The sequence below is a fragment of the Gardnerella sp. DNF01159 genome, assembly GCF_049244215.1.
GTDB classification, from domain to species: domain Bacteria; phylum Actinomycetota; class Actinomycetes; order Actinomycetales; family Bifidobacteriaceae; genus Bifidobacterium; species Bifidobacterium swidsinskii.
Genome location: NZ_CP058387.1, coordinates 901,211 through 913,552, shown reverse-complemented (window position 1 = coordinate 913,552; position 12,342 = coordinate 901,211). Strand labels below are relative to the sequence as shown.

The window sequence follows — 12,342 nt, the reverse complement described above, 5'->3', positions numbered from 1 at the left end:
CGTCGAATACATCAAGTAATTTAGAGAGTATGGTTATGAAAAAGCGTCGTAAAACAGCATTAGGTGAAGATGTAGCACCATTGCAACAGCGTCGACTACTTTCAGGACCACTTGTGTTTTTATTTATGGTTTTTGTAGTTACTGTTGGTTCAATTGAGTGCATTTCAACAGTTAGAAATTATGCGTTAAGCTTATCTGAGCTTCATGCACTTCAGCGTGAAGAAAGTGATTTACGTGAACAAAAACGTACGTTGGATAATAATATTGACCGATGGAAAGACAAAGCATACGTTACCGCTCAAGCTAGAGATCGTCTCGGCTTTATTTTTCCCGGTGAGCAGGCTGTTCGCGTAGAGCATCCTGAAGCAGTAACTGGAAAAGTTCCGAATGAATTTGCTCAAGAAAATAGCGAAACTAAGACTCATTCAGTCTTGCCTTGGTATAGTGACTTAATGTATGCAATACATAAAGCAGACAAACCAGATACTGTGCCATCCTTATAACATATAAACTGATAAAATATATAAACTGATAAAGTAAAAGATTATTTATTTGTAAAACAGCTTTAACAGGAGTAGAAACGCATGGCTAACAGCCAAGAAAGTTCAGATAAAATGCAGAACAGTAATAAAAAATATATTCCAGAAGAAGCTGTGAAACGTTTATTTACTACACCTGCAAGTGATGCTGAGCGTACAATTGTTGAAAAGCAACTTGGAAGATTCCCTAGAGGAATGGTAGCTGTTGGTGCGCGTTGCGTTTGTGGTAGACCTCTTGCTGTTATTACTAGACCATGCTTAGAAGATGGCACACCATTCCCAACTACATGCTACCTTACCTGTCCTGAAGCTGTAAAAGCGGTGTCTCGCGTCGAAGCAGACGGTATTATGCGAGAATATAACGAGCTATTACAATCGGACGAAGATCTAAAGAAACAATATGAGCGTGCACATAAGTATTATTTGGAATTCCGTCATGAATTAGCTGTGTCTTTGGGGGATAGTGAAGAGCATATTAGTCAGATGAGCGCTGGTGGAATGCCAGTTCGTGTTAAATGCTTGCATGCTTTGCTTGCGCAAACATTGGTAATGGGCAAAGGTGTAAATCCTATTGGTGATATGGTGTTAGAGCGCATTAAAGATGAGTTTGATCCTAAAGTGTGCCGCTGTACTACTCCGTGGAGCGATGATGCATATGCTACTGAAACGGAAGTTGTTGTGGAAGACGAAACGGTTGCAAAAGATAAAACTGCAGAGGGTGAAGCTGTAAAAAGTGAAACGACTACTTGCGCAGAAAAAACAGTGCAGGTTGCCGCAATTGACTGTGGTACGAATTCTATTCGACTAAAAATTGCGCAAGTTTCTGAGCATGGAATGAAAGATATTGTTCCGCGTATGCTTCGCGTCGTTAGACTCGGCCAGGGAATTGACGAAACTCATCGTTTCGCAGATGACGCTTTGGAGCGAGTGAGGGATGCTGCGCACGAATTTGCGCAAGTTTTGAAAGAACATCCAGTTGATGCGATTCGTTTTGTGGCAACTTCAGCTACACGAGATGCTGAAAATCGTGAGATTTTTGAACAAATGATGATTGATGAGCTTGGTGTTCGTCCTGAAGTTATTAGTGGTACTGAAGAGGCAGCTCTTAGCTTCCTTGGTGCAACAAGCGTTGTGTCTCGCGATGAGTTGCAGCCACCGTATCTCGTAGTTGATTTAGGTGGAGGTTCTACTGAGTTAGTGCTTGGAGGGGATGGGGACTGCTTGCCGGCGCACAAGGTTTCTGCAGCATACTCCATGAATGTTGGTTCTGTTAGAATGACTGAAAGGCATTTGCATACTGATCCTCCTACGGAAGAGGAAATTCAAGCTGCGATTGAAGATATTGACAAGCATATTGATGACGCTTTCAAAGTTGTCCCTGCAGGACGAGCGCGCACTATTATTGGCGTTTCTGGAACTGTGACAACTATGGCTGCTTTGACTATGGGATTGCAGCATTATGATCATACTGCTGTCGATGGTGTGCATATTGGATTAGAGCAGGCTTATGCTGTTAATAATCGCTTTTTGCGTATGCCTAGGGACTGCAGGCGCACGTATGCGACGATTCACCCAGGGCGTGTGGATGTTGTCGGCGGTGGAGCAGTGATTTGGAGCCGTGTGTTGGAGAGATTAGCAAAAGCTGCGTATGAGGATCACGGTGGGGTTTTGGATACGTTTGTTGCAAGTGAGCATGGTTTGCTTGACGGAATTACGCTTGATTTGGGAAGAAAGTTACTCGCCACACGCTGAGCTTGTTCTTTGCTTAGATATATGGCATAATAAGTGATTGCTGCCTCTGTGGCGGAATTGGCATACGCATCAGACTTAAAATCTGACGCCCTTACGGGCTTGTGGGTCCGAGTCCCACCGGAGGCACAAACAAAGCGCTGCACAGTTTTTAGCTGTGTGGCGCTTTTGCTTTTCTGTTGGTTTTACCTATAACTCATAATGCATGCATGTTGACAGCTTGTGATTACATAGTCATAGACAAAGTAATTGATAATAGTGAACCCCGGCTTAGGCTGGGGTTCATTACGTATAAGGCAAAATGCGAATGATATTGAGAAACAATATCGTCCAAATATTTTAATATTTTAGGAGGCTGGAAAGTGCATAATCATAACGATGTAATTCGAACTAGTGACACTGATTCACACTCAAGCAGTGCGAATGCAAATGCCAACTCTTTCGATACTAATTACAACAATGCCAACGCAGCTTCCCAAGCAGAAGCAATTCACGCAAGTCATGCGCATCAGCATCGTTTGCTTCTTACGCTTTCTCTTACTGCAACTGTGTTTTTTGCTGAGGTAATTGGTTCTTTCATAACCAATTCTTTGTCGCTGCTTATAGACGCAGGTCATATGCTTACAGACATTTCCGTTCTTGCAGCTTCAACAGTTACTGCAATTCTTATGCGTCGTCGTCCAAATAGTAAGCGCACGTGGGGTTGGGCGCGTCTTGAAGTTATTACAGCTGCTGCGGGAGCTCTTATTTTACTGCTTGTAGGAGTGTATGCTCTTGTTGAAGCTGGAATGCGTCTTTTTGGTAGTGGACATCAAGGCATTCGCGATGTAAATCAGCTGCTATTCTTTGGTGTCCTTGGTTTAGCTGCGAATTTAGGTTCTCTTGTAATTCTTATGTCTCAATCGCAAGACAATATGAATATGCGTGCTGCTTTTCTTGAGGTTATGAACGATGCTCTTGGATCTGTTGCAGTTGTAGTCTCAGCTATTGTAATGATGAGTACAGGTTGGGCAGGTTTTGATGCTTTAGCTGGCGGTATTATTGCGCTTCTTATGATTCCTCGTGCGTTAAAGCTTCTTAAGAATGCTGTTAAGGTTCTTCTTGAGCAGACTCCTGAAGGTCTTGATTTAAACAAAGTTCGTGAACATCTAGAGCATGTTCCTCATGTTCTTGCAGTTCACGATTTGCACGCTAGTACTGTCTCTACTGGTATGCCGATTTTTATGGCACATGTTGTTGTGGATCCTAATATGACAATGTCTCAATGCTCTCAGGTGCTTTCCCAGCTTCAGGACTGCTTACGCGAGCATTTTCCTGTTTCTGTCTCTCACACTACTTTCCAACTTGAGCCTAAGGGTTATACCACTTCTAGTGCTTCAGAGCATCATGAATAGAGTTTCTAAGGTTTTGCTTATAAGTCTTGTTGCAAAGAACGTGACAAGTTTGCATAAATACGTGAATGCGTATTTCCTGTGTCGTAATTGTTTTTGAAGTAAAGTTATATTTATGCCGTTAAAAGAACTAATTGATAATACTCACAGTGAGCGCGTGCGCAGACTCGTTTCTTTAGGTCGCGCAAAGTCGCATGATTTGCAGCGTTTTTTAGTTGAAGGTCCGCAAAGTGTGCGCGAAGCTGTACGTTATGTCACAGATTCGTTATGTGATATTTATGTTACTAAAGATGCTTGTGAAGGTAATGAAAAGGAAAGTTCACAATTTTCTTCTTTGCGGGAAATAGTTAAAGAAGCTTTATCTCGATCTTGTTATGTTCATCCTGTTGAGTCGAATATTATGCAAAAAATTAGTGCTGATTCACAGGGAATTGTTGCGGTTGCTAATTCGAAATCTTTGGACGATATTTATTTTAGTGAGTTTAAAAATTTACAGCAATCAGCACAAGTAAAAGTAAAAAACGATTTTAAGCCTCTTCGTATTGCAGCTTGCTGGCAGGTAAGAGATCCTGGCAACGCTGGTGCTATTATTCGTGTTGCAGATGTTGCTGGATGCGATGCTGTTGTTTTTGTTGATGATTGCGTAAGTCGTTGGAATGCTAAGCTTGTGCGTTCGACTGCTGGCTCACTATTTCATCTTCCTGTAGTGCAATTAAGCGTTCAAGACTGGTTTGAATGCGCTACAAAATCAAATATTCGAGTTATTGCAGCTGATATTTACGGAACTGACAAGATTAAACCTGTGCCATTTCCAAAAATTTTAGTCAATTCCGAGGTTATTAGCAGTTCTTTGGCTATTTTATTTGGTAACGAAGCTAGAGGCTTACCTAAAGAAGTATTGCAGCAGGTTGACGATATTTCAATAATTCCAATATATGGAAAAGCGGAATCAATGAACCTTGCAACAAGTGCAGCAGTAATGCTTATGGGCTTGGCTATGTCGAGTCATGAGCGAAAAATATAGCTTTGGGCAATATTTTGCAATAGCGTATATAAACAATGAATATACGTATAACACAGATAGGAAAGGTGCTGTGACCGATAATAAGCCATTCGATATTAAAGCTGTAAGTAAAGCAGTAAAAGAAGGTATTGCTAGCGTTACAGCTGCTCAAACTATGGAAGAGCTGAAGGCTGTTAAAACTAAGTATGCTGGCGCGCAATCAGTGATGACTGTTGCAAGCAAAGCAATTGGTTCTTTGCCTGCGGATCAAAAGAAGGAAGTTGGCAAGGTGATGTCAACTTTGCGAGCTGATTTTGGTCGAGCTTTTGCAGAAGCTACAGAGCGAATTAAAGCTGTTGAAGAGGCTAACATGCTTTCTGCAGAAACTGTAGATATGACTCTTCCAATTAATCGTAAGCCTTTAGGTGCTCGTCATCCTATTGCTCGTATTATTGAGGATTTTGAAGACTTCTTTGTGTCTATGGGTTGGCAGATTTCTGCAGGTCCAGAAGTTGAAACTGAATGGTTTGATTTCGATGCATTGAACTTTGGTCCGGATCATCCTGCGCGTCAAATGCAAGATACTTTCTACGTTCAGGGCAATCAAGCTAAGGACGCTGCAGGCTTTGTCGGTTCAAATATGGTTTTGCGCACGCAAACTTCTTCTGATCAAGTACGTGCGTTAATTGAGCGTGGAGTTCCTCTGTATATTGCTTCTCCTGGTAGAGTGTTCCGCACTGATGAACTCGATGCAACACATACTCCAGTTTTCCATCAATGTGAAGCTTTGGCTGTAGATAAGCATTTAACAATGGCTGATTTAAAGGGTGTTCTAGATCGTTTAGCTGTTGCGATGTTTGGTCCAGATGCAAAGAGCCGCTTGCGACCAAGCTACTTCCCATTTACTGAGCCTAGTGCTGAGCTGGATCTTTGGTTCCCGGATAAAAAGGGCGGTCCAGGCTGGATTGAATGGGGCGGTTGCGGAATGGTTAATCCTAATGTGTTGAAGTCTGCAGGTTTAGATCCACAAGTGTATACCGGTTTTGCTTTTGGTGTCGGCTTGGAGAGGACTCTGCTTCTTCGTCACGATATTAACGATATGCATGATTTGGTTGAAGGCGATAAGCGCTTCAGTGAACAGTTTGTGATGGGGGAGTAAAACTCATGCCAATGGTAGATATTGACTGGCTCAAAGATCATGTTGAAGTGCCAGAAGGTTTAACTTACGAACAGCTTGCTAAAGATTTAGTTCGTGTTGGTTTAGAGGAAGAAGAAATTCATACTTCTCAAGTTACCGGTCCAATTGTTGTCGGTTACGTAGTTGATGCAACTCCTGAACCGCAGAAAAATGGCAAAACTATTAATTGGTGCCATGTTGATGTTGGAGATAAATACAACGATGTTGACGAGAACGGCAAGAAAGTTCCTCGTGGCATTGTTTGCGGTGCTCCTAATATGGCTGCCGGTGAAAAGGTTGTTGTAACTCTTCCTGGTGCTGTTCTGCCTGGAGATTTTAAGATTGAGCCGCGTAAGACTTACGGTCATATTTCTGACGGTATGTGTGCTTCAGAGCGTGAGCTTGGTTTAGGAGATAGCCACAATGGCATTATTTTGTTGCGTGAATATGGCTTCTCTAAGGCTGAATACGATGAGTTGAAGCCTGGCGACGACGTAATGGAGTTGTTGCATCTTAATAAGCCGATTTTGGAGATTAACATAACGCCTGATCGTGGATATGCTTTCTCTTATCGTGGTGTTGCTCGCGAATATCATCATTCAACTGGTGCTGTTTATACGGATCCTGTTTCAAAGTTGAATGAGCAGGTATCGCAAATTAATGATGAAGGTCACAAGACTTCAGATATTGACGTGAGTATTGAAGACACTAATCCAATTCATGGTGTACCTGGTTGTGATCGATATTATGCGCGTGCTGTACACGGTTTTGACTCCACTTGTGCAAGCCCACGTTGGATGCAGCGTCGTTTAACGCGTGCAGGTATGCGCAGTATCTCTCTTGCTGTTGATATCACTAATTATGTCATGCTTGATTTAGGTCAACCTCTTCATGCTTATGATTTAGACAAAATTGAAGGTCCAATTGTAGTTCGTCGTGCACATGAGGGCGAACATCTTACGACTTTGGATGGCAAAGATCATGAATTGCATGTCGAGGATTTAGTTATTTGCGATTCTCCTCGTGGAAACCATGGTTCACGCGTGCTTGGCTTAGCAGGTGTTATGGGCGGCATGTATGGCGAAGTTACGAGTGAAACGAAAAATATTTTGATTGAGGCAGCGCACTTTGATCCCGTTTCAATTGCTCGTACTGCTCGTCGACATAAGATTCCTTCTGAGGCTTCTCGTCGTTTTGAGCGTGGCGTTGATACCCAATTGCAGCCAGCAGCTGCACAAATGGCTGCAAATCTTTTGGAACAGTTTGGTGGAGCTAAGCCATCTACATCGCCGTGTGATGTCAATAATACTCAGTCGCGAAATGTGATTGTGTTTAAAGCTAATGAAGTGCAGCGAGTTGCCGGTTTGGATGTTGATTTGAATCGCATTAGCGATATTCTTACCGATATCGGTTGCTCTGTTGCTGGTGGTGGCAATGGATCCTTCTCCGTTCTTCCTCCAACTTGGCGTCCTGATTTGAATGAGCCTTGCGATCTAGTAGAGGAAATTGCTCGACTTGTTGGATATGATGAGATTCCTGTTAAGGTCCCTGCTGTTCCTGTTACTGGTCGAACTGGCTTAACTGCGCAACAGCAAACTAGAAGAGCTATTGCTTATGAGTTAGCGGAAACTGGTTTTGTTGAATCTTTAAGCTATCCATTTGTTGGTGAGGAAGATATTAAAGCTTTCCGTCAAAATGTGGATGAAGTTGCTGAAGTAAGTGTTCGTATTGCTAATCCTTTAGCTGGAGACAGGCCTTGGCTTCGTCGTTCTGTTTTGATGACTTTGGCTGGTACTGTTCGACGCAATCTTCATCGTGGTTTAACAGATATTTCCATGTATGAGCTTGGTCATGTGTACTTTAGCGATCCAAATGCTCCTGCAATTCCTGCATTACCTGGTTCTGTTAGACCTTCTAATGCTGAGCTTGCTGCGTTGGATGCTGGATTACCGGAACAACCTTTGCATGTTGCTGCTTTGCTAACTGGTCATGCTGAAGAAACTGGTTGGCTTGGTACTCATAGAGATGTTGATTGGAGCGATGCTGTTGAAGCACTCCAGCGAGTTGGTAAGAGAATTGGTGTTAAGTTCATTCTCGAACAGTTTAAAGCTCAAGATGCTCCATCTTCTTGGCATCCTGGTCGTAGTGCTCAAGTTTGTGTTCTTGCTGAAGATGGTTCAAGCGTCAATCTCGGTGTTGTTGGCGAATTGCATCCACATGTTTGTGAAGCATTAGATTTACCTAAGCATTCTGCAGCATTCGAGCTTGATTTAACTGAATTGTTTAAGAATATGCTTATGAAGCCTGTTCAAGCTAAACCAATTTCGACTTTCCCTCCTGTAAAGCAAGATTTCGCTTTCACTGCACCAATTGAGTTGAAAGCGAATGAATTGCAGTCTGCTATTGAAAAGTCTGCTGGAGATTTGCTTGAATCTGTTGAGTTGTTCGATGTGTATGAGGGTGAGCAGCTTGGAGAAGGCTTGCGTTCTCTTGCTTATTCCGTAACGTTCCGAGCAAATGATAGAACACTTTCTGGCGAAGAGATGGAAGAAGTTCGTAAGAAGATTACGGATGCTGCTGAAGTCTTGCACGCAACTTTGCGAGTGTAAAACATAATATATTTTAGTTAATGCGATTGTGCATACGTTCTAATAATAGTATGCATAATCGCATTTATTGTATTATTAACTCTTTTTCTTTTTATGTAAAGTAACATCTATTTTTTAAATAAAATATAGCATTTTCATGCATAATAGATATGTGTGACGAAGAACACACAAATAATTTTTTATGCATGTAGATATGTATACACATATTCGTATATATTTAATTGAAAATATGTTTATGAAAGGTTTTGATAAAACTATGATGAATCCAGAAACGGATGCAGAATCAAATAACGAAGTGTCAATAAAACAGCAACGTCCTGCAACAAAAGCAGCGCGTTTAAACGCTATTGAACAAGCGTTACTGGCAGAAGTGATTACTTCTCAATCTCAACTCGCTAAAGTGTTGGCGCGTCATGGTTTTAATGTTACTCAAGCTACTTTGAGCCGAGATTTAGATGAGTTAAATGCTGTTAAAATTCGATTAACGGATGGCAGGATTGCGTATGTGCTTGGCGATGGTACTGGCAATCGTCATGCTATGGATACTGTGCGAATTGATCAGCAAGTTGCTCGCACTTTAGCGGGTCTTGTCACTGAAGTTGGGCATGCAAATAATATTGTTGTTATTCATACTCCATCTGGTGCAGCACAGTACGTTGCAAGTGTTATAGATCGTCAGCCTTTGAAAGGTATTTTAGGATCAGTTGCTGGAGATGATACAGTTATTATGGTTTGCGTTTCAAATGAAGAAGCTGAAAATCGAGCAAATTGGATGCTTTCAGTAGCTTCTCGTTAAACAATTTATTAAAAAATATTGTGGCTATTTAATTAAATATTGTATTAAAAAAATAATTTTGCAGTAACGAAAAGATTTATACGCGTGCAGTGCATTGTTGAGCTGCGCGCGTTTTTATATGTATAACTATAATTGATATATTTTTTATATTTTATAATAACTCTTCGAAGATGGTAAAAATATAATAATTTTTTGGCGCATCTGTTGATTTTATTTTAGATGTATAATATGCTCTTTATTGTTTATTTATTCAATACATGACCTGGGAGGTCACAATGACTAATAAAAAACGTATTGTCTTGGCGTATTCAGGTGGTCTCGATACTTCGGTAGCAATTCCATACCTTAAAGAGCAAACAGGTCAAGACGTTGTAGCTGTGTCGCTAAACGTTGGTCAAGGCGGTGAAGCGCTTGAAGTAATTAAGAATCGTGCTTTGGCTTGTGGTGCAGTTGAAGCATATGTTGTCGATGCTCGCGAAGAATTCGCAGATAACTATTGCATGCTTGCATTAAAAGCTAACGCAATGTATGAAGACGTGTATCCATTGGTTTCTGCTCTTTCTAGGCCTTTGATTACTCGCCACTTAGTGAATGCAGCTCATCAATTTGATGCAGACACAATTGCGCATGGTTGCACCGGCAAAGGAAACGATCAGGTTCGTTTTGAAGTTGCAATCCAATCTTTGGATCCAGAATTAAAAGCTATTAGCCCAATTCGAGACTTGTCACTTACTCGTGATGTTGAAATAGAATTCGCTAACGAGCACAAGCTTCCAATTGAACAAAGCAAGAAAAGCCCATATTCGATTGACCAAAACGTGTGGGGTCGTGCAATTGAAACCGGTTTCCTAGAAGATCCATGGAATGCTCCGACTGAAGAGTGCTATTCTTATACGCAAAATCCTCTTGAATCTCAAGAACCGGATGAAGTTACAATTACTTTTGAAAAAGGTATTCCAGTCGCAATTGACGGTCATAGCGTAACGCCTTTGCAAGCAATTGAAGAAATGAATGCAAGAGCTGGAGCGCAAGGAATTGGACGAATCGATATTATTGAAGATCGTCTTGTAGGAATTAAATCTCGTGAATTGTACGAAGTTCCAGGTGCTCAAGCTTTAATTGTTGCACACCAAGAGCTTGAAAATTGCTGCCTGGAGCGTGAGCAGCATAGGTTAAAGCGTGCTCTTGATAAAAAGTGGGCTGAATTTGTCTATGATGGTCAGTGGTTCTCTCCAGTTGTGCGTTCTCTTAACGCATTTATTAATGAAACTCAAGAGCATGTTTCTGGAGAGATTCGAATGACTATGTATGCTGGCAAAGCTGTAGTTACTGGACGTCGTTCTGAGGAATCATTGTATGACTTTAATTTAGCAACGTATGATTCTTCAGATACATTTGATCAGCGTGCTTCCAATGGATTCATTGAAATCTACGGATTGTCTAGCAAGGTTGCAGCAGCAAGAGATATGCGCGTTGCAGACAACAACTAATACGATATATATAAAAAAGATATAAAGGTAATAAACTATGCACGATGCAACAAAAGCAGCAGCCGCAGAACTAGAAAATAATGAAAGTAATAATACTAATCACCCTATTGCATTGTGGGGTGGACGATTTAGTTCAGGTCCTTCAGCAGAGCTGGCGAAACTAAGCAAGTCCACACAATTTGATTGGCGATTAGCGGATGATGATATTGCTGGTTCTAGAGCTCATGCGCATGCGTTGCATCGTGCAGGTCTTCTTAACGAAAAAGAGTATGCTGATTTATCTTGTGCATTAGATGAATTGCAAAAGCGTGTAGATGATGAAACTTTTGCACCCATTGAGGAAGATGAAGATGAAGCTACAGCATTAGAGCGCGGTTTACTTGAAATTGCTGGAAATGAGCTTGGTGGAAAGCTTCGTGCAGGTCGATCTAGGAATGATCAAATTGCAGCTTTAATACGTATGTTTTTGCGTAGGCATGCGCGCGTTATTGCATCATTATTGTTGTCAGTTTGCCAAGCGTTGCTGAATCAATCAAAAAATGCAAAAGACGCGGTGATGCCGGGTCGCACTCACATGCAACATGCTCAACCAATTTTGCTTGCGCATCAGTTAATGGCACATGTTTGGCCGCTTTTACGAGATGTAAATCGCTTCATAGATTGGGATTTGCGTGCAGATGAAAGCCCTTATGGAGCAGGAGCTTTGGCAGGCAATACTCTTGGTCTTAATCCAGAAGAAGTAGCTAAAGAGCTTGGTTTTTCTAAAGTTTGCGCTAATTCTATAGACGCAACTGCAAGTAGAGACTTAGTCGCAGAATTTTCATTCATCGCAGCAATGATTGGCGTTGATATATCACGATTAAGTGAAGAAATTATTATTTGGAATACTCAAGAATTTGCATTTGTTCGTTTAGATGATGCTTATTCAACTGGCTCATCGATTATGCCTCAAAAAAAGAATCCAGATATTGCTGAACTTGCTCGCGGTAAAGCTGGTAGATTAATAGGCGATTTAACTGGTTTAATGGCAACTCTTAAAGGTCTTCCTACTGCTTATGCTCGCGATTTGCAAGAAGATAAAGAAGCTGTTTTTGATCAAATTAACACTTTAGAAGTGCTTCTTCCAGCTTTTGCTGGAATGGTAGAAACTATGAAATTTGATCTAAATAGACTTTATGAACAGTCTTCTACTGGTTTCGCTCTTGCTACAGATATTGCAGAATGGCTTGTAAAAAAGGGCGTTCCATTCCGTAACGCTCATACTTTGTCTGGTTTGTGTGTAAAGCGAGCTGAGGGAATTGGGGGAGATCTTGCTGATTTAAGCGATGATGATTTTTCAAATATTCTAAGCGGTTTTGTTGATAGCGCAGAAATTGCGAATATCAGAACAATATTGACTAGTGCTGGATCTGTGTCTGCCAGATGCGGTCGTGGCGGTACAGCCTTCGCGCGAGTTAAAGAGCAAATTGTAGAGGCTGAAAATGCAATGGATAATTATTATAAATTTGCAAATTCAAAAAGCGATGGTTCTGCTTATATCTCGCCTATAAAATAATTTTAAAATTAGATTATTAGCTGTCACGTTATA

The 12,342-nt window shown here is 41.3% G+C and carries 9 protein-coding genes and 1 tRNA gene; all 10 read left to right on the top strand.

Annotation, left to right across the window (positions count from 1 at the left end; translation table 11 throughout):
• Positions 1–29: 29 nt before the first annotated feature.
• The 10 genes from HXT39_RS03610 (at position 30) to argH (ending at position 12,309) form a co-directional block, all read left to right on the top strand.
• The gene (locus HXT39_RS03610; protein ID WP_012914095.1) at positions 30–503 is read left to right on the top strand and encodes an FtsB family cell division protein; all 474 of its coding nucleotides are present in this window, start codon (positions 30–32) and stop codon (positions 501–503) included.
• A 111-nt stretch (positions 504–614) separates the two neighbouring features.
• Complete coding sequence (locus tag HXT39_RS03605) at positions 615–2,291, top strand: DUF501 domain-containing protein (RefSeq protein ID WP_165845985.1); 1,677 nt, start codon at positions 615–617, stop codon at positions 2,289–2,291.
• 42 nt (positions 2,292–2,333) lie between these two features.
• Positions 2,334–2,417: transfer RNA gene (locus tag HXT39_RS03600), tRNA-Leu, on the top strand.
• 233 nt (positions 2,418–2,650) lie between these two features.
• Complete coding sequence (locus HXT39_RS03595; protein WP_004111421.1) at positions 2,651–3,682, top strand: cation diffusion facilitator family transporter; 1,032 nt, start codon at positions 2,651–2,653, stop codon at positions 3,680–3,682.
• Positions 3,683–3,794: 112 nt separating this feature from the next.
• Complete coding sequence (locus HXT39_RS03590; RefSeq protein ID WP_103014000.1) at positions 3,795–4,703, top strand: TrmH family RNA methyltransferase; 909 nt, start codon at positions 3,795–3,797, stop codon at positions 4,701–4,703.
• 70 nt (positions 4,704–4,773) lie between these two features.
• Complete coding sequence (gene pheS, locus HXT39_RS03585; RefSeq protein WP_033888768.1) at positions 4,774–5,841, top strand: phenylalanine--tRNA ligase subunit alpha; 1,068 nt, start codon at positions 4,774–4,776, stop codon at positions 5,839–5,841.
• Positions 5,842–5,846: 5 nt separating this feature from the next.
• The gene (gene pheT, locus HXT39_RS03580; RefSeq protein ID WP_103014001.1) at positions 5,847–8,468 is read left to right on the top strand and encodes a phenylalanine--tRNA ligase subunit beta; all 2,622 of its coding nucleotides are present in this window, start codon (positions 5,847–5,849) and stop codon (positions 8,466–8,468) included.
• Between the two features lie 256 nt (positions 8,469–8,724).
• On the top strand, positions 8,725–9,264 hold the full coding sequence (locus HXT39_RS03575) for an arginine repressor (protein WP_032842537.1): 540 nt from the start codon (positions 8,725–8,727) through the stop codon (positions 9,262–9,264).
• Between the two features lie 275 nt (positions 9,265–9,539).
• A complete protein-coding gene (locus HXT39_RS03570; protein WP_103014002.1) occupies positions 9,540–10,754 on the top strand; it encodes an argininosuccinate synthase in 1,215 nt (404 codons plus the stop codon).
• A gap of 37 nt (positions 10,755–10,791) precedes the next feature.
• Positions 10,792–12,309, top strand: coding sequence for an argininosuccinate lyase (gene argH / locus HXT39_RS03565; RefSeq protein WP_103014003.1), 1,518 nt, complete (start codon positions 10,792–10,794; stop codon positions 12,307–12,309).
• Positions 12,310–12,342: the final 33 nt, after the last annotated feature.

What these genes read in the sequence shown, in the direction of transcription:
- HXT39_RS03570 (WP_103014002.1), top strand. Translation starts at nt 9,540, where the DNA reads ATGACTAATAAAAAACGTATTGTCTTGGCGTATTCAGGTGGTCTCGAT.
- HXT39_RS03605 (WP_165845985.1), top strand. Translation starts at nt 615, where the DNA reads ATGCAGAACAGTAATAAAAAATATATTCCAGAAGAAGCTGTGAAACGT.
- argH (WP_103014003.1), top strand. Translation starts at nt 10,792, where the DNA reads ATGCACGATGCAACAAAAGCAGCAGCCGCAGAACTAGAAAATAATGAA.
- pheT (WP_103014001.1), top strand. Translation starts at nt 5,847, where the DNA reads ATGCCAATGGTAGATATTGACTGGCTCAAAGATCATGTTGAAGTGCCA.
- HXT39_RS03590 (WP_103014000.1), top strand. Translation starts at nt 3,795, where the DNA reads ATGCCGTTAAAAGAACTAATTGATAATACTCACAGTGAGCGCGTGCGC.
- HXT39_RS03575 (WP_032842537.1), top strand. Translation starts at nt 8,725, where the DNA reads ATGATGAATCCAGAAACGGATGCAGAATCAAATAACGAAGTGTCAATA.
- HXT39_RS03610 (WP_012914095.1), top strand. Translation starts at nt 30, where the DNA reads ATGGTTATGAAAAAGCGTCGTAAAACAGCATTAGGTGAAGATGTAGCA.